Source organism: Labilibaculum euxinicum, assembly GCF_009795715.1.
GTDB classification, from domain to species: domain Bacteria; phylum Bacteroidota; class Bacteroidia; order Bacteroidales; family Marinifilaceae; genus Labilibaculum; species Labilibaculum euxinus.
In genome coordinates, this window is sequence record NZ_WTCR01000015.1 from 28,490 (window position 1) to 47,284 (window position 18,795).

Annotated in this window: 15 protein-coding genes; 10 read left to right on the plus strand and 5 right to left on the minus strand. The window is 37.4% G+C overall.

Features of this window, described 5'->3' with window-relative positions; genetic code table 11:
- The first annotated feature begins 56 nt into the window (after window positions 1-56).
- The 9 genes from GQR60_RS17165 to GQR60_RS17205 all read left to right on the plus strand — a co-directional run bounded on the left by GQR60_RS17165 (window position 57) and on the right by GQR60_RS17205 (window position 11,149).
- Window positions 57-1,202 carry a PSP1 domain-containing protein gene (locus GQR60_RS17165; protein ID WP_124994113.1) on the plus strand — a complete coding sequence of 382 codons (1,146 nt, stop codon included), beginning with the start codon at window positions 57-59 and terminating at the stop codon, window positions 1,200-1,202.
- A gap of 2 nt (window positions 1,203-1,204) precedes the next feature.
- Window positions 1,205-1,672 carry a gliding motility lipoprotein GldH gene (locus GQR60_RS17170; protein WP_124994114.1) on the plus strand — a complete coding sequence of 156 codons (468 nt, stop codon included), beginning with the start codon at window positions 1,205-1,207 and terminating at the stop codon, window positions 1,670-1,672.
- 21 nt (window positions 1,673-1,693) lie between these two features.
- Window positions 1,694-2,434 (plus strand): tRNA (guanosine(46)-N7)-methyltransferase TrmB, encoded by a 741-nt coding sequence (gene trmB, locus GQR60_RS17175; RefSeq protein WP_124994115.1) that lies wholly within the window; start codon window positions 1,694-1,696, stop codon window positions 2,432-2,434.
- A 3-nt stretch (window positions 2,435-2,437) separates the two neighbouring features.
- Window positions 2,438-2,776, plus strand: a complete 339-nt coding sequence (locus GQR60_RS17180) for an MGMT family protein (protein WP_124994116.1) — start codon at window positions 2,438-2,440, stop codon at window positions 2,774-2,776.
- A gap of 68 nt (window positions 2,777-2,844) precedes the next feature.
- Complete coding sequence (locus GQR60_RS17185) at window positions 2,845-3,942, plus strand: Mrp/NBP35 family ATP-binding protein (RefSeq protein WP_124994117.1); 1,098 nt, start codon at window positions 2,845-2,847, stop codon at window positions 3,940-3,942.
- Window positions 3,943-4,182: 240 nt separating this feature from the next.
- Window positions 4,183-7,758, plus strand: a complete 3,576-nt coding sequence (porW, locus tag GQR60_RS17190; protein WP_124994118.1) for a type IX secretion system periplasmic lipoprotein PorW/SprE — start codon at window positions 4,183-4,185, stop codon at window positions 7,756-7,758.
- An 84-nt stretch (window positions 7,759-7,842) separates the two neighbouring features.
- A complete protein-coding gene (gene porX, locus GQR60_RS17195; protein WP_124994119.1) occupies window positions 7,843-9,396 on the plus strand; it encodes a T9SS response regulator signal transducer PorX in 1,554 nt (517 codons plus the stop codon).
- 26 nt (window positions 9,397-9,422) lie between these two features.
- Entirely contained in the window at window positions 9,423-9,839 is a 417-nt protein-coding gene (gene tsaE, locus GQR60_RS17200) for a tRNA (adenosine(37)-N6)-threonylcarbamoyltransferase complex ATPase subunit type 1 TsaE (protein WP_124994120.1), read from the plus strand.
- A gap of 86 nt (window positions 9,840-9,925) precedes the next feature.
- Window positions 9,926-11,149: an alanine dehydrogenase gene (locus tag GQR60_RS17205; RefSeq protein ID WP_124994121.1), complete on the plus strand. Its 1,224-nt coding sequence runs from the start codon at window positions 9,926-9,928 to the stop codon at window positions 11,147-11,149.
- Here the strand turns inward: GQR60_RS17205 and GQR60_RS17210 are convergent.
- The gene (locus GQR60_RS17210) at window positions 11,115-11,978 is read right to left on the minus strand and encodes an HAD family hydrolase (RefSeq protein ID WP_124994122.1); all 864 of its coding nucleotides are present in this window, start codon (window positions 11,976-11,978) and stop codon (window positions 11,115-11,117) included. The genes GQR60_RS17205 and GQR60_RS17210 overlap by 35 nt on opposite strands.
- A 618-nt stretch (window positions 11,979-12,596) precedes the next feature.
- Here GQR60_RS17210 and GQR60_RS17215 point away from each other — a divergent pair.
- Window positions 12,597-13,580, plus strand: coding sequence for a long-chain-fatty-acid--protein ligase (locus tag GQR60_RS17215; RefSeq protein ID WP_124994123.1), 984 nt, complete (start codon window positions 12,597-12,599; stop codon window positions 13,578-13,580).
- 101 nt (window positions 13,581-13,681) lie between these two features.
- On the opposite strand, the gene galE is transcribed toward GQR60_RS17215, so the two are convergent.
- The 4 genes from galE to GQR60_RS17235 all read right to left on the minus strand — a co-directional run bounded on the left by galE (window position 13,682) and on the right by GQR60_RS17235 (window position 18,779).
- On the minus strand, window positions 13,682-14,704 hold the full coding sequence (gene galE, locus GQR60_RS17220) for a UDP-glucose 4-epimerase GalE (RefSeq protein ID WP_124994124.1): 1,023 nt from the start codon (window positions 14,702-14,704) through the stop codon (window positions 13,682-13,684).
- A 91-nt stretch (window positions 14,705-14,795) separates the two neighbouring features.
- Window positions 14,796-16,457 (minus strand): sodium/sugar symporter, encoded by a 1,662-nt coding sequence (locus tag GQR60_RS17225; RefSeq protein ID WP_124994125.1) that lies wholly within the window; start codon window positions 16,455-16,457, stop codon window positions 14,796-14,798.
- Window positions 16,458-16,459: 2 nt separating this feature from the next.
- On the minus strand, window positions 16,460-17,521 hold the full coding sequence (locus GQR60_RS17230) for a UDP-glucose--hexose-1-phosphate uridylyltransferase (RefSeq protein WP_124994191.1): 1,062 nt from the start codon (window positions 17,519-17,521) through the stop codon (window positions 16,460-16,462).
- 94 nt (window positions 17,522-17,615) lie between these two features.
- Window positions 17,616-18,779, minus strand: coding sequence for a galactokinase (locus GQR60_RS17235; RefSeq protein ID WP_124994126.1), 1,164 nt, complete (start codon window positions 18,777-18,779; stop codon window positions 17,616-17,618).
- Between the last annotated feature and the right edge of the window lie 16 nt (window positions 18,780-18,795).

An 18,795-nucleotide genomic window follows, 5' to 3' on the forward strand; every position in this document is an offset into this window, starting at 1 on the left:
TATAAATTAAAATCATTATTTTTGCGGTCGGTTACCGACTAATAATCAATATACATATGACAGAAAATAAGGAACCAAAAGGGAAGTGCGGAGGTTGTGCTTCCAATAAAAAGGATGATAGACTTCTGTATGGAAAACTAGATGTTTATGATTGGTTGAGTGATGTTCCTGAGAGTGTGTTATGTCCGGATATCGTTGAAGTAAAATTTAAAAATACCCGAAAGGGATTCTTCTCAAACTCGAATCAATTAAGACTGCAAAGAGGCGATGTTGTTGCTTTAGAGGCATCACCGGGACACGATATAGGAATTGTTACACTAACAGGAGATTTGGTTGTAGAGCAAATGCGAAAGCAGAAACTGAATCCGAAAACATACGAGGCGAAAAAAATATACCGTAAGGCTAAGCCGGTGGATATTGAAAAATGGCATGAGGCCATTGCGCTGGAACACAAAACAATGATTAAGGCCCGCCAGCTGTCTGCAGAACTAAAACTCAATATGAAGATTGGTGATGTAGAATATCAGGGCGATAAAACCAAAGCAATTTTTTACTACATCGCTGATGATCGGGTTGATTTTCGTCAATTGATTAAAGTGCTTGCCGAACAGTTTAAAATTCGGATTGAGATGCGTCAGATTGGTGCAAGGCAGGAGGCCGGAAGAATTGGAGGTATTGGTCCTTGCGGAAGAGAACTTTGCTGCTCAACCTGGATTACTAATTTTGTGTCGGTAACTACAAATGCTGCTCGTTATCAGGAGATTTCATTGAATCCACAGAAATTAGCCGGTCAATGTGGTAAGCTTAAATGTTGTTTGAATTTCGAATTGGATTGTTACATCGATGCTCAAAAAGATTTTCCGAATACAAATATTCCGTTGGAAACAAAAGATGGTACAGCTTATCATCAGAAGACAGATATTTTTAAGAGGCTGATGTGGTATTCGTATGATAAATACAACACCATGAATATGGTTCAGCTTTCGGTAGATACCGTTAAGGATATTATCAAACAGAATAAAAAAGGCATTAAGGTCAATAAACTGGTAACAGAATTTGTTGCAGAGCCTAAGAAAACTTTGGAATACGAAAATGTAGTTGGTCAGGATAGTTTGAATCGTTTCGATTCGGTGGAAAAACCGGCAGCGAAAAAACCAAAGCGTAAATTCCGACGTAAACCACGAAAAAATAATCCGTCCTAATCATGAAGATGTTGAGGGTTCTTTGCACATTATTACTGGGAGTCTTAGTACTTTCCTGTGATTCTAACAGAGTGTACGAACAGTATGAGAATATTCCTGATTTTGAATGGAATCAGGATAATATTCTTCGTTTTGAAGTGGAAATATCAGATACGGTTCAGGCGAATAATATTTTCATCAATCTGCGCAATTCCGGAGATTATGCCTACAGTAATTTGTGGGTGTTTGTGAAAGTAATATCACCTGATAATGAGATTGAAGAAGAGAAAGTTGAAATTGAGTTAGCCGATGAAACCGGCGATTGGTATGGAAGCGGGTTTGGTGATATTTTTGATTTACAGGTTCCATTTAAGCAAAAAGTAGTTTTTCCAAAATCGGGAAAATATGTGTTTGAAATTACTCAGGGCATGTACGACCTGAAATTGAAGGGAATTGCGAATGTTGGAATTCGTATTGAGAAGGAAAAATAGATAATATAAGAGGTTTTAAAAGTGGGAAAAAATAAATTACAGCGCTTTGCTGAAATGAAGTCTTTTGATAATGTTTTTCAACCAACCCACAACGAAGTTTGGGAAACGAACTATCAATTTAAGGGAAAGTGGAACAAGGATGTGTTTAAGAATGATAATCCTATAGTTCTTGAAGTTGGTTGTGGAAAGGGTGAGTATACGGTTGGTTTGGCAAAACAATTTCCAAATAAAAATTTCATTGGAATAGACATAAAGGGAGCCCGTATCTATTGTGGTGCAAAAGAAGCTCTCGATACTGGTTTAAGTAATGTTGCTTTCATCAGAACCTATGCAGAGTTGCTTCAATCTATTTTTGAAGCAGGAGAAATTGCCGAAATTTGGATTACTTTTCCTGATCCTCAAATGAAAAAAGTTGGCAAGAGATTGACAGGAACCAGGTTTTTAAAGTTGTATAGTAATCTTCTTTCTAAAGAGGGAATTGTTCATTTAAAAACGGATAGTAACTTTTTGTATGAATACACTAAATATGTTATCAAGGAAAACAATCTAAAAGTTCTTGTTGATACCAACGATTTGTATCATTCCGGCAAAGCTGATGAAATTCTCTCTATTAGAACTTTTTACGAGCAGCAATTTTTGAATCGGGGAATTCCGATTAAGTATCATAAATTTATGCTTGAGGGTAAAACCGGGTTTATTGAACCTGATGTAGAAATTGAATTGGATTGGTACCGAAGCTTTGGCAGGGAGAAAAAAGAATAGCTAATGTCTGATTTGTATTCCCGAATTTACGATGTAGTGCGGTTAATTCCCACAGGACGAGCAACCAGTTATGGAGCAATTGCCCGATTTGTTGGTTCTCCGCGAGGATCGAGAATGGTAGGTTGGGCTATGAACCAGTGTCATGCTCACAAAGAATACACGCCCGCACATCGGGTGGTGAACCGATTGGGAATGCTGTCAGGAAAACATCACTTTCCGGGTGAAAATGTAATGCAGGAACTTTTGGAAAGTGAAGGCATTGTGGTTATCGACGATCAAATACAAAATTTTGATCGTGTTTTTTGGGATCCATTCAAAGAACTCGGCGGGATAACTATTTAAATAGAATCTAAATACATACATTTGTACGTATTCTTTAAATAATTCAAAGACTTAAAATTTATTATATCATGAGTTATACTCAAAAACAGGTTACGGATGCTTTGCGATTGGTAAAGTTTCCAGGTTCCGATAAGGATATCATGGCCCTGGATATGGTTCGTAACATTAAAATTGAAGGAAAAAAAATTGGTTTTGATCTGGTTTTCCAAAAATCAGACGATCCAAATATTATTACCTTAAAAAAACTTTGTGTTTCTGCCATTTTGAAATTTGTTGATAAAGAGGCTGAAATTAAAGGAAACATCAAGGTGAAAGCGGTTCATATTGTTGATGAGCCTGGAGTTCTTCCCAACGTGAAAAATATCATTGCAATTGCTTCCGGTAAAGGTGGCGTTGGAAAATCAACGGTAGCTTCAAATTTGGCTGTAGCTTTGGCCAATGCCGGTGCTAAGGTTGGTTTGATTGATGCAGATATTTTTGGTCCTTCAGTTCCTAAAATGTTTGGTTCTGAAGCAGCACGTCCGAGTTTAATTAAGATTGACGACAAAGACAGAATTGAGCCTCATGAAAAATTTGGCGTGAAAATGTTGTCGATCGGATTCTTTGTAGATCCTGCTCAGGCAACCGTTTGGCGCGGACCAATGGCTTCGAATGCATTAAAACAAATGATTGAAGAAGGAAACTGGGGCGAGCTTGATTTTGTATTGATCGATTTGCCACCGGGAACAAGTGATATTCACCTAACTTTGGTTCAAACAGTTCCGGTTACAGGTGCTGTTATTGTTAGTACACCTCAGGAAGTAGCTTTGGCTGATGCAGTTAAAGCAATCAGCATGTTCGAAGGAGCGGGTGTGAATGTTCCTGTTTTGGGAATGGTTGAAAATATGGCTTGGTTTACTCCTGCTGAATTGCCAGAGAATAAATACTACATTTTTGGTAAAGATGGTTGTAAAAATCTTGCGGAAGAAAAAGGCATTGATTTATTGGGACAAATTCCATTGGTGCAGAGTATTAGAGAGGGTGGCGACAACGGAACTCCGGCTGCTGTTAATACAGATACAGTTACGGGTATGGCTTTCGCCGATTTGGCTGCAAAACTGATGTCAGTTGTTGATCAAAGAAACGCAGACAAAGACCCAACAAAGCGTGTAGAAATTACTCGGTAAAGTATTAGATATTATGATTTAAAAGGGAGCATTTGATGCTCCTTTTTTATTTTCGCTTAAATAAGCTTATATTCAGAAAGTTTTAATAATTTTCGAGAGTATTACTATTTATAATCAGATTTAGATTAACTGTTTGATTCATATGGTTTATGAAGAAGTTGTAAATGAAATTTTACTTTTTATTGTTCCTTTGTATACTAATTTCTCAATTTTAACGGTTATCTAACAAAACGATGAGTCTTGGCTAGTAAATTTTTTCAAAAAGCGTATGTTGGAGTTTGTTGTTTACTTTTTGTGTTTGGTTGTTCCAATCAGAAAAACACATTTGTAAGCAGACAATATCATGCATTAACCACACATTACAATGTTTATTTTAATGGGAAAGAAAGCCTGAAGAAAGGTGAAAAGAAAATTGAAGACGGAATTACCGAGAATTATTCTTTGCTTCTTCCTGTTTTTGAGTATCAGGATCCAACTGCCAGAGCATTGTCTTTTTCCGATATGGACAGAGCCCTCGAGAAGGCAGCCAAGGCCATAAAAATACATTCGATTACGCGCAATCCTAAACGTAAAAAAGGCAATCAATCGGAGAAATACAAAGAGTTTAGAAAAAAGAAGGAATACAATGATTGGATAGATGATTGTTACCTGCTAATTGGGAAAGCAAAATTCTACAAGGGAGAGCACTATGTATCTGAAAAGGCATTTGAGTTTATTTTAAAGGAATATCCTGAATCGGATTTAATTCCGGAAGCAAAACTGGGTTTGGCCCGTAGTTTAATTGATAGAGGTGAGTTGATAGCGGGAAATGAAATTCTTGACCGATTAACCAATGATCCTAAACTTCCTAAAGATTTTATTCTTCACATATCAACTTTGCGTGCAAGTACTGCAATTCAGCAAAAAAAGTATGAAAGTGCAATTGACGAACTGGGAAGAGCAATTATTCTTGTAGGTTCTAAATCTAAAAAAGCAAGATACTACTATTTAACTGCACAGCTTTATCAAAAGTTGGGGGATGCCGATGCTTCGCTGCGTACTTTGCAAAAACTGATTGACTTAAATGCATCTTATGAGATGACATTTAATGCCAAAATCAGCAGTGCATTGTCATACACTGGAAATGAGAATGGCGAAGAAATCCGTAAGAGTTTGCGAAAAATGCTTCGCGATGAAAAGAATACAGAATATCAGGATCAGATTTACTACGCTCTTGCGGAAATGGACGTGAAGGACGGAAATATGGATGCTGCGGTTTCAAACTATTGGGAATCAACGAAACGAACTGTTTATAATGAAAATCAGAAGGCAATATCATTCTTAAAATTAGGAGATTACTATTTTGAAGATCTGAATTATCCAAAGTCTCAAATGTGTTATGATAGTTCCATGACATATCTGGGCAAAGATTATCCCAATTATTCTGAAATATCAGTTCGAATAGGAAATTTGACCGAATTGGTGAACAATCTTAATTTGGTTGAAAGAGAAGATAGTCTGCAGCGGGTGGCTTCCATGAGTTCTGCTGATAGAGACAAATTGATTCAGGGAATCATTCAGAAAATCAACGATAAGGAAAGAGAACGAAAGCAAAAAGAAGCAGAAGCGGTTTCCAACAGAGCCTTTTTTAGTCAGAATAATATGTTGGGAAACTCCAATAGAGCCACTGCAAGTCAAGGCAACTGGTATTTCTATAATCCTACCAATATTGGTCTGGGCAAATCAGATTTCCAGCGAAAGTGGGGACGACGAAAATTGGAAGATAACTGGAGAAGGAAAAATAAATCGACTTTTAGTATTGAGGATGTTGAACTTGCATTAGAAGATAATACAGGAACCGATTCAGTGGATCCATCACTTAAAAAGGATCCTAAATCGAAAGATTATTACCTGGTTGATTTGCCGGTTACAAAAGGGGGAATGGAAAAGTCCAATGAACGAATCATGTTGGGTTTGTATCAGGCCGCATTGGTGTATGAGGAAAAATTGAATAATCCTGAAAAGGCTTTGGAGACAATGGAAATACTCATTCAGAGATTTCCGGATAATCCATATCTGTTATCAGCATACTACCATATTTATTCATTAAATAAGGAGATTGGAAATTCTTCGAAAGCTGATGTTTATAAGAATAGGATTTTAACGGAGTTTAAGGGAAGTGATTACGCCAAAGCGCTTAGCGATCCTAATTTCTTTGCTAAAATTGAAGCGGAAGGTCAAAAGGCGAACCAATTGTATGCTGCAGCCTATGAGGACTATCAGAATTTCTACTACCTAAGAGTTATAAAAAGCTGTAACGAAGGTTTGTTGAGATATCCGGAAAGTGAATTACGCCCACGTTTTTTATTTTTACGGGCCTTGTGCATCGGAAGAACAAAAAGTGTATCACAGTTTAGACAATCATTGGATCAGTTGCTTGAGTCGAAACCTACACCCGAAATAGCGAATACTGCCAAAGCCATTTTAAAAGGACTTGATGATGGTGCCGTTCCGATGCCGTATACCGAATTGGATATGGAACAGGCCCGGCAAAATCGTTTGCTTAGAAATTGGCGGATTGAAGGTGATCAGGCTGTTGTTACTCTTGCCCGAAAAGAGAAAGAAGTAAAAGAAAAGCCGATTTATAAATTTGCTGAAACAGAAGAGCATTACTTTATATTGCTGTTTGATAAGAAGGATGCTGATCCTAACCGAATGCTGTTTAATATTGCCAAATACAATTCAGAGGCATACAATAGCCGCGTATTTAAAGTAGATAGACTCTCTTTAAACAAAGAGCAGATCATGATTATGGTGAAAGGTCTTGAGAATAAAGAAGATGCTTTGAATTATTTTAATGGAGTTATCACGAATGATAATGCTTTTGCAGGTTTAGAGAATGTGGATTATCGGAATTTTGTGATTTCTGTCTCTAATTTTAACGTCTTTAAGAAGAATCAGGATGTTGAAGGTTATCTGGATTTTTATACCAAGAGCTATTTTAATATCAGCAGAACAGACAGAAAAACAACTGTTAGGCGGAATGATAAATTGGTTTCTGTGAATTCGAATTTGGATTCAACAAAGTTTGCAGTTAATGCCAACGACAATCATAAGTTTATTCTTTTGGTACCGGCACGAAAAGTAAATATTGGCAAATTAAGGACTGATATTTTTAATCATGACAAAGATTTTACCGTATTAAGAGATCAGTACGATGATGATTTAAATATGATTGTTGTGAATAATGTTGGCTCCAAGGCCGAGGCAATGAGTTATTTTAGGAATCTGATAAAAGATGAGTCGGTGTATGCACAACTGGCAAATGTAGAATATCGAAACTTTGTGATCTCCGAAGAGAATTTTAATAAATTCTACATTAGTAAAACCTTGTTCCCGTATCTTGATTTTTTTAAAGAAAACTACCTGAATGATGAAAAAACCGAGGTGGTTAAACCAAAAGAGAAATTAGTTCAGGAAGGGATATATACCTACAAAGAAGAAGTGCCGCACTATTTTGCATTGGTTTATTCTACAGATAATGTAAATAAAAAACAACTCGTAAACGGAATTAAGAAATACAATACAAAAAGTTTAAAAGTAGAAGTTCGTGCTTTGGATGAGAATCGGGAAATTCTTTTAGTTACCAATATGCGTAATAAAAAGCAGGCCATGATGTATTTCAGGGCAATTGTCACGAATCGTATGCTTTTTGAACCCGTTGAGAAAGTTAATTACCGAAACTTTGTTATTTCTGATGAAAATTTAGATGTTTTCATGAAGGATGGCGATCCTGCTATTTACCTGGAATTCTTTAAAAAGTGGTACCTTAAGTAAACTCTGCGAAATAAAAGGTTCCATATTTCGTTACCTCTAGTACTAAGCCTGGTTATTTCCCGGTTGAACTAAAAATGAACGTTTGTGAAAGATATTACGATACTTTGGGTGGATGATGAGATTGAGCTGTTGAAGCCTCACATTATTTTTTTAGAAGGAAAAGGATACAATGTAAAATCATGCAATAACGCTTATGATGCAATAGATATGGTTCGCGAGGATCATTTCGATTTGGTTTTACTGGATGAAAACATGCCTGGCATGAGTGGTTTGGAAGCTTTAGGTGAAATTAAATCCATCGATTCGGCGCTGCCGGTTGTCATGATTACCAAGAGTGAGGAAGAGGACATTATGGATGAGGCAATTGGAAAACAAATTTCTGATTACCTGATAAAACCAGTAAATCCGAACCAGATATTACTTACTATTAAGAAGCACATCGATAAAAAAAGATTGGTTTCGGAAAAAACAACGATCGCTTATCAGTCGCGGTTCGGACAATTGGGAATGGAGATCAACGATTGCCGCGATTTCACCGATTGGATGAAAATGTATCGGAAGCTGGTGTTCTGGGAATTGGAACTTGCCAATATTGAAGAATCGGGGATGGATGAAATTCTTCGCATGCAGAAGAATGAAGCCAATAATTTGTTTGCCCGTTTTATAAAAAAGAATTATTTGGAGTGGTTGGAGCCTGGCAATACGGATAAACCGTTACTAACTCCCGCTGTGTTTAAAGAAAAGGTTTATCCTTTGCTTGATAAGGGACAAAAGGTAGCTTTTATTCTCATTGATAACCTGCGCTACGATCAGTGGCAAACCTTATATCCTGTAATTAACAATTACTATTCGGTGGTGGATGATGAAATGTATTATTCCATTTTACCAACGGCAACTCAGTATGCCCGAAATTCAATGTTTTCAGGCTTAATGCCTTTGGACATTCAAAAGAAACATCCCGGTCACTGGATTCACGAGGATGAAGAATCAAGTAAGAACATTCACGAAGAGGAGTTTATCGGATTTCAGTTTAAACGCGATTACAAGGATGTAAGCTACCATTACGAGAAAATCAATAACGAAAAAATGGGTGCCAAAGTAATGGAGAATATCAGCTCCATTCTGGAATCTCAGTTGAGTGTTTTTGTCTATAATTTTGTGGATATGCTCTCGCATGCCCGCACCGAAAGTGATATGATTCGTGATTTGGCTCCCGATGAGTCTGCATATCGCTCTTTGACTCTTTCCTGGTTCGAACACTCCATGTTGTTGGAATTAATTAAGAAGCTGGCCGAAAAGAATGTAAAGCTGATTATTACAACCGATCATGGTTCCATTCGGGTTCAAAATGCGGTAAAGGTGATTGGCGACAGACAAACAAATACCAATTTGCGGTATAAAATGGGTAAGAACCTAAACTACAATCCAAAGCATGTTTTTGAGGTGACCGATCCACGAAAAGCACTTCTGCCTCAGGTAAATGTAAGTTCTTCTTATATCTTTGCATTTGGCGAGGATTTTTTGGCTTACCCAAATAACTTTAACTACTACAGTTCCTATTACCGAAATACTTTTCAGCATGGAGGAATTTCGCTCGAGGAAATTTTAGTTCCGTTAATAACACTAAATCCGCGCTAGAAGTTAGATTTCAATTGTTTTCGAAAATGAGTGTATTAAAAATTAACTCGCTGAAAGAGATTAATGCAGCAGCAAAAGAATTTCTTTCCTTAGTGGGAAAAAAGCGTGTATTTGCTCTTTATGGAGCAATGGGTGTTGGAAAAACCACCTTTGTAAAAGCAATTTGTGATGAAATGGGCGTTGAGGATACCATCAATAGTCCTACGTTTTCTATTGTGAACGAATATCATACACCGAAAGATGACATTATTTACCATTTCGATTTCTATCGGATTGAGGATGTAAAAGAGGCTTATGATTTTGGTTATGAGGATTATTTTTACGGTAACGCAATGTGTTTTATCGAGTGGCCCGAAAAAATTGAATCTATTTTGCCTAACGATACAGTAGAGGTTCTTTTTAAGGAAGAAGAGGATGGCAGTCGGTCAATTACCATTCGGTAATTAGGAATATGCATAATAGTAAAAAATTGTTTAAATTGTAGATTCATTATACTTGTTATAATCTTCTTTAATATTACAATTTTTATATGGCGCCACTAAGTGAAAGATCGAGGAATTTTCCGATTGGGCAGAAATTTTACCAGCCTAAAGAAGAAATGTTGGAAGTTGAACGTCGACGTAAACAATTAGCCATTGGTATCCCAAGAGAGGAAGGTAAAGGTGAAAACCGTATTTGTTTAACTCCTCAGTCTGTAGAAGTTCTGGTGAACAATGGCCACGATGTTATGATTGAACGTGGTGCAGGACTGGCATCCAATTATACCGATAAGGAATACAGCGAAAACGGAGCGCAGATAGTCAGTAATAAAAGTGAGATTTATCAATGTGATGTGATCATTCAGGTTTCACCCTTGTCGTCTTCAGAAATTGATATGCTTCGGGGAAATCAGATTCTGTTTTCTGCTCTTCAAATTAAAAGTCAGTGTGGAGAGAACATTCGCAAATTAATGCAAAAAAAAGTGACGGCTATTGCTCTGGAATTGGTGAAGGATGAGAATGATTTTTTCCCGGTTGTTCGTTCCATGTCCGAGATTGCCGGGATTTCTGCTGTAATGATTGCCGGTGAATATTTAAGCAAGGCTCATGGAGGAAAAGGGGTTATGCTGGGAGGAATTACCGGAATTACGCCAACCGAAGTGATTGTTTTGGGTGCAGGAACAGCTGCTGAATATGCCACAAGATCTGCCACAGGATTGGGTGCGATGGTTAAAGTGTTCGACGATTCAATTTATCGACTGCGCAGATTGGAAGATCATTTGGGACATCGTGTATTCACATCAATTTTTCATCCTCATGTTTTGGAAAAAGCCTTGGCCTCGGCCGATGTCGTAATTGGTGCATTACGTTACGAAAAAAATGTAAGCGGTTTTATTGTTACCGAAGATATGGTTTCAAAAATGAAGCCGGGATCTATCATTATCGATCTGAGTATCGATCAGGGTGGTTGTTTCGAAACCTCAATGATGACCACACATAAAGATCCGGTATTTAAAAAGTTTGGTGTTTTGCATTATTGTGTTCCCAACGTACCTTCCCATGTAGCCAGAACGGCTTCTCTTGCCTTAAGCAATATCTGCTCGCCATTGTTATTGCAAATTGGAAACAACGGAGGCGTGCATCAGTTTATTAAACATGATGTTGGCTTGCGGCATGGAACGTATATTTACAGAGGAATTCTAACCAATCGTCGCTTGGGCGATTCGTTTGGTATTTTGGCTAAAGACATCGATTTGCTGCTTGCTGCGATGTAGTTTTTTCCCCGAGTGTACATTCTACAGCTTTGGAAAAACCATCATCAGTAACACTATCAGTTACCTGATATTTTAACCGAAGTTCTTTGGGCGCATTGGCTACCACAAAACTGTGTTCACCCCAATCCAGCAGATCAAGATCATTGTAATCATTCCCTATGGCAATCGATTCGCTTGCTTTAATTTGTAATTTGCTGCAAAGCCATTGGCATCCACGCCCTTTCGAAATGTGCTCGGGAAAAATCTCCATCCAAATAGATTCATGATCGAGTGGCGATGTTGCCCGAATGATTTTAATATCCGTAAATTTTGCCTTTAATTCCTCAAACCAATCTACTTTATTGGGCAAAATAGCCAAAATCTGACAGGCATCCCGTTTGGTATCTTCCAGTTTACCCACAGGTGTTGCAAATTGCTTGTAAAGTGCCAGCCTTCGGTCAAAATCTAAATTTTTATTTCCGCTTTGATAATACCAAAATTGATGATTTAAAGGAATAGGATCCTGAATCATAAAATCAATTTCGTGATCGATTAAAATCTTAGCTAATTCAAATACTTCTTCTGCTTCAATCTGTTGTGAGTAGATGAGTTCTTTCGTATTCCACTGCATTATTCCCGCTCCCGACGAAAAAATGAGGTAATCAATCGGAAAATCTTCAGGCAATACTGCCAAAGCTGAGTAAAGGGTTCTTCCTGTGGCAATTACTCTAATAATTTCTTGTTCTTTTAGCTTGTAAAGAGTGTCGTAATTTTTTTTGCTGATACTACCCAGCGAAGGAAGCAAAGTGCCGTCTAAATCAGTAACTACGATTTTTATTTTTGGAGTCATAAAAGAGAGTTTTGGAAGAACTCTAAATTTACCAATTTAGAATGACAATTCTATGACAGATGATATATAGTCTGTAATATCTGTTGATATAAGTCTACTTGTCGTAATCTGCTCGTAATGATAAGCAAGACATAATAATCTCAATGACACAAATTCTTATTCCATTCGCTTCTCTTACTTACAAAGTAGTTTTGAGTCGCATTATTACAAATGTAGCAGTTCAAAAAATAATGCAGGAGAAGACAAAGAACAATACTACTATCATAAATTAAGTAATAATCTGTCAAGCTATTTCAGGAGAAGACATTCCAAGACAGAAAGCAACTCTTCCAAGACAAGCTAAAAATCTTCCAAGACACTAGCCTATGCTTCCAAGACAAGCCAAAAATATTTCCAAGACACCAGCCAGTGCTTCCAAGACCCAAAGCAAGTCTTCCAAGACAGAAGGAAGCACCTCCAAGACACAAAGTTGTTTGCCCGGAACAAAGGGCAAAACTTCCCAGACATACATTAAAGCCCAATGAGGTGGAAGTTGACAGATAAGCCTTGCAAGGGCACTGTCATCTTTAGGTTTTTCAATTATCTTTGTCAATAAATCAACATTAAGCTATCAGATAAATGAATTGGGAAGAGGAAATATTTGCCATTACAAACGAAAATGATTTTGAAAAAACAGCGCTACGGATTTTTCAATATCAGGCAACGAATAATATAGTTTACAAAGAATATCTGAAGCATTTAAAATTCGATATTTCAACGGTTAAAACCCTTACTCAAATTCCCTTTCTTCCCATTGATTTCTTTAAATCGCACAAAGTGGTTTCTACCACTAAAAAGGAGCAGGCCATTTTCACCAGCAGCGGAACAACAGGAAATTTAACCAGCCGCCATTATGTGCCCGATTTAAAAATTTATGAAGCCAGCTTTACCAAAGGATTTGAGCAATATTATGGTGAGGTAAGCGATTACTGCATTCTGGCTTTACTGCCATCATATTTAGAGCGGGAAGGCTCTTCTCTTATTTATATGATGGAGAAGTTGATAAAGGACAGCAAACATGAAAAAAGCGGCTTTTACCTGCACAATCATGAAGAATTGATTGCGACTATTTCTGATCTGAAAAAACAGAATCAAAAGATTCTTTTGTTAGGTGTTAGTTTCGCTTTGCTCGATCTGGCTGAAAAATTCCAGCTGGATTTAGATGACGTAATAGTAATGGAAACGGGGGGAATGAAAGGGCGCCGAAAAGAAATTACACGAGAGGAATTGCATGCTTTTTTGACCAAACGATTGGGTGTTGGAAAAATTCACTCGGAATATGGAATGACCGAACTTTTATCGCAGGCTTACTCGAAAGGAGACAGTCTGTTTTTTACGCCTAGCTGGATGAAGATATTGATTCGGGATACTTACGATCCTTTTTCTTACGAACAGCAAGGCCGAAGCGGCGGGGTTAATGTAATCGATTTGGCTAACATACACTCTTGTTCCTTTATCGAAACACAGGATTTGGGCCGGATTCATGCAGATGGAAACTTCGAAATTCTGGGTCGTTTCGACCATTCCGATATCAGAGGCTGCAATTTGCTGGTGAATGAGTAAAAAAAGAAAACACCAAATAGAGTTTAATGAATGTAAACCAACTCTATTTGATGCTTATAGATCCCCCTACCAAAAGGAACCCAACATTAGATTTTTAACGCTTATTTATTTAAAGCTACCTGCCAGTTCCAAGCTGAAAGCAAGGTTTCGTCAAGACTTTTTTCAGATTTCCATCCTAATTCTTTATTTGAAAAAGTAGTATCTGCATAGATTTGTTCAATATCACCGGCGCGTCGTCCCACAATTTTATGAGGTACTTTTTCACCTGTTGCCCGTTCGAACGATTCAATAAGTTCCAATACCGAAACACCTTTTCCTGTTCCAATATTAAAAAACTCATAATTCGATTTTTGCTTTTCTTCAATCAAACGATTAATTGCAACAACATGAGCTTTAGCTAAATCAACAACATTAATATAATCGCGGATACAAGAACCATCGGGCGTATTGTAATCATTTCCAAATACACTTAACTCAGCACGCATTCCTGCAACTGTTTGTGTTAAAAACGGAATTAAATTACCAGGAACACCCAAAGGCAATTCTCCAATTTTTGTTGATGGATGAGCTCCGATCGGATTGAAATAACGCAAGGCAATTCCTTTTAATTCAGGATTTGCTTTCGTAGTATCTCTGATGATATCTTCACAAATCGTTTTTGTATTTCCGTAAGGAGATTCTGCCTCTTTACGAGGCGTTGCCTCTGTTACAGGCAATTTATCAGGCTGTCCGTAAACAGTACACGATGAAGAAAAAACCAAATTGGGAACATTGAATTCCTTCATTGCTTCCAAAATATTCATCAATGAATTCAAATTGTTTCTGTAGTACAACAATGGTTTCACAACCGATTCCCCTACCGCCTTCGAGGCTGCAAAATGAATAATTGCATTTATTCCTGTGTGTTTCGTGAAGAATTCTGTACATTCTTTTGCACAACTTAAATCTACCTTTTCGAACAATGGACGAATACCGGTAATCGCTTCAATACCATCTAAAACTTCAATTTTAGAATTTGATAAATTATCTGCAATCACTACTTCGCAGCCACTATTTTGAAGTTCGACTACAGTATGGGAACCGATATATCCGGTTCCTCCTGTTACTAATACTTTATTCGTCATAATCTAAATTCTAAAAGAATTATTTTCTTTCGTCTATAATTAGTATACATTCAATTTTTGTTAAAAATATCGGATGTACAACTTAATTTTACTACCAAAACATTGCATACAAAACAACAAGAACAATGCAGATCGCATAAGATACAATATTGAAAACCTTACCTGTTACAAATGTTTTTCTACTAATTTCAATTCCTTTTTCATCATCTGCCCCTTTGTTTTGCATGTAACTAACCAATACTATAACAGCTGCAGATAACAAAGCAGTGTATCCCATTTGATCCAGGAAAGGAACATTCGGGAAAATGCCTTCAACAGAGCTTCCTGCCAACCAGCCTTTTGGAGCAATTTTAAAGAACATAGCAATAGGAATTGATGATAAAACACCAATAATAGCACCTTTATTTGTTGTCTTTTTCCAGAACAATCCCAACAAGAACACAGCTAAAATACCCGGACTAACCACACCGGTATATTCCTGAATAAACTGAAATGCCTGATCTATACCTCCCAATAACGGAGCAACAATTCCGGCTATTATTAAAGCACCTGCAGCAGAAAGACGACCAACATTTACAGTTTCCTTATCGGTAGCATTCGGATTAATATATGGTTTGTAAATATCCATTGTAAAAATAGTTGAAGTAGAATTCAACATAGATGCCAATGAAGACACAATAGCCGCTGCCAAAGCAGCAAAAGCTACTCCTTTCAATCCTGATGGAAGAAATTGCAATAACCATGGATATGCTTTATCCGCAGCATCCATTGTTGGAATGTTGTCCATTGATCCCACACCCAAGCGAGCCATAATTTCCGGATCGTTAACCATTACAAAAGCAGCAATACCTGGAATTACAACAATTAAAGGAATGATCAATTTCAGAACACCTGCAAATACAATTCCTTTTTGAGCTTCGCCCAAAGATTTTGCAGCTAATGTTCTTTGAATAATGTATTGATTAAATCCCCAATAATATAAATTTGCAACCCATAAACCCCCAACAATTACTCCAATTCCAGGAAGATTTACATACTGACTGTTTGCCTTATCCAAAATCATTTGAAAACTATCCGGAGCCACTTCATAAATGTGTTTAAATCCTGCAATGACACCTTCACCACCAGATACATTATTTAAGGCCAAATAGGTTGTAATCAGACCTCCCATAATTAAAAATACAACCTGAATAACATCAGTCCATGCCACAGCAGAAAGTCCACCGTAAAGAGAATAACTGGCTGCAAACAAAGCCAAACCAAGAATTCCATACATCATAGGAATCCCCATAATCGTTTCCATAGCCAATGCTCCCAAATAAAGAACAGAAGTTAGGTTTACGAATACGTACAATGCAATCCAAAATACTGCTAGAATGGTTTTCAGATTGGTCGAAAATCGTTTCTCCACAAACTCAGGAATGGTATACAATCCCTTTTCGATAAAAATTGGCAAAAAGTATTTACCTACAATTATTAAAGTTAAAGCAGCCATCCACTCGTAGGAAGCAATTGCCAAACCAATTGCAAAACCAGAACCTGACATTCCAATAAACTGCTCTGCAGAAATATTTGCAGCAATTAAGGAAGCTCCAATTGCCCACCATGGCAAGGATTTACTAGCCAAAAAGTAATCATCGGCATTTTTCTGATGTCCCTCTTTATCGCGGGATACCCATAAGCCTACTCCAACAATTACCAATCCATATAAAATAAAGATGATATAATCCAGAGTTGAAAACGTATTTTCCATATTTAAGGATGTTTATTAGTTTTTGATTTATAATGTACTTTAGAAAGTTCCCGTAATCGCAATGCTGCACCTTCGGCTGTGATATCTCTTTGCGGCGTGCCCAACATTTCGTATCCAACCATAAATTTTTTAACGCTAGCCGAGCGTAATAATGGTGGATAGAAATGCATGTGCAAGTGCCACTCCGGATGCTCTTCACCATCGGTTGGTGCTTGATGCAATCCTGCTGAGTACGCAAAAGAAACCTCAAATAAGTTATCGTACATTATTGTCAGTTTCTTATATATATCTGCTAAATCAGTTTTTTCCTCATCGGTTAATTCCAATAAGTTCGAAACTGGTCTTCTACTAATAATCATGGTTTCGAAAGGCCATACTGCCCAAAACGGAACCAGAGCAACAAATGAATTATTTTCAACTAAAATACGTTCTTTCTTCTCCAATTCACTATTCAAATAATCGAACAGCATGGTTCTTCCGTGCTTATCGAAATATTCTTTCTGAGTTTCTGATTCTTTTGAAGTTTCTAAAGGAACCAATGCCGAAGCCCATATTTGACCATGCGGATGCGGATTTGAACATCCCATTATAGCACCTTTATTTTCAAATATCTGAACATAGCCAATATCCTCTCTGGATCCCAGTTCGTCGTATTCCTTACACCAAAGATCAACCACTTTACGGATATTATCCACTTCCATTTCCGGAACTGTTAAACTATGATCCGGACTAAAACAAAGCACTTTACATACTCCTGATTCGCTCTCCGCTTTAAAAAGTTCACCATCTTCAAATTTCCCTTTCGGAGTATCCTGCAATAAAGCACTAAAATCGTTCTGAAAAGAATAAACATCTTTGTAATCAGGATTATTCTCACCCCCAACACGCTCATTGCGCGGACATAGGTAACAATTGGGATCGTGAGGCGGACGAACATCTTCCACTACTTTTTCAACCTGTCCCTGCCAAGGTCGTTTCGATCTGTGAGGCGAAACCAATATCCATTCTCCGGTTAAAGGATTGTACCTTCTGTGAGGATTCTCTATATAATCAAACTTATCCATCATTATCAATTATTGATTATGAGTTATGAACTAAATAGAAAGCTTTTACTCATCTGTTAAAAACAATTCTCTTTAGTTCATAATTCAACACTCATTATTCTACACGTTTGCCTCCATCGCCAATTTCAGCAACATAAAACTCTCCTTTAATTCCGGTTTTTTCGAAATATTCGGCACCCACTTTTTCAATAAATTCATCAACAAATTCATCTTTTACCAAACTTACTGTTGAACCACCAAAACCGCCCCCGGTCATTCGGGAACCAATAGTTCCTTCAATTTTTCGGGCTGCAGTAACCATTGCATCCAGCTCATTTCCTGTCACCTCATAATCATCACGAAGCGAATTGTGCGACTGGTTCATTAATTCCCCAAAAGCCAACAAGTTACCCAATTTTAATTCTTCCACTGCCTTTTTAGTACGCTCAATTTCAGTAACCACGTGGCGGGCTCTTTTTCGTACAATATCGTTTTCAATACTTGCTGATAAAGAGTTGAATTCTGCCGGACTTAATTCACCCAAGTTGGCAATTAACTTTGAGGGGGTAATTGCATCAACAGCAGCCCGGCATTCATCAACCCGTTCATTGTATTTTCCCGCATCCAAACTATGCGGACTGTTTGTATTTCCTATAATAATTTTAACTCCAGATAGTTTTACAGGCACCAATTCGTACTCAAGACTATCACAGTTCAAATAAATTGCATGATCCTTTTTTCCCATTCCGGAAGCAAATTGATCCATAATTCCGCACATCACACCTGCAAATTCATGCTCTGCTTTCTGACTGTACTTTACGATAGTCAATCGATCCTGACCAAACTGAAATTCCTCATTAATTGCAACACCTGTTACTACCTCTAGTGAAGCAGAGGATGACAATCCTGCACCATTGGGTACATTTCCCCAAATTAAAATGTCGGCACCTGTATCCGGCTTTTGTCCGTTCTTCACAAACTGAGCAATTACGCCAATTGCGTAATTTACCCATGTTCCTTTAGGCAAAGGATTGCATAAAGAATCCAAATCAATTTCCTGTACAATCTCCTGATTCAAGGAGCGAAAACGGAAAGACTTTCGTTCAGTTTTACGAATCAAACAATAGGTTCCAAATGATAATGCACATGGGAAAACAAATCCCCCATTATAATCAGTATGTTCTCCAATTAAATTCACCCTGCCCGGCGAGAAATATACATTACAATCACCGGCTCCATAAAAATTTTCAAACTCTTTTTTCAAATTATCAACACGCATAACTTTTTCTTACTGG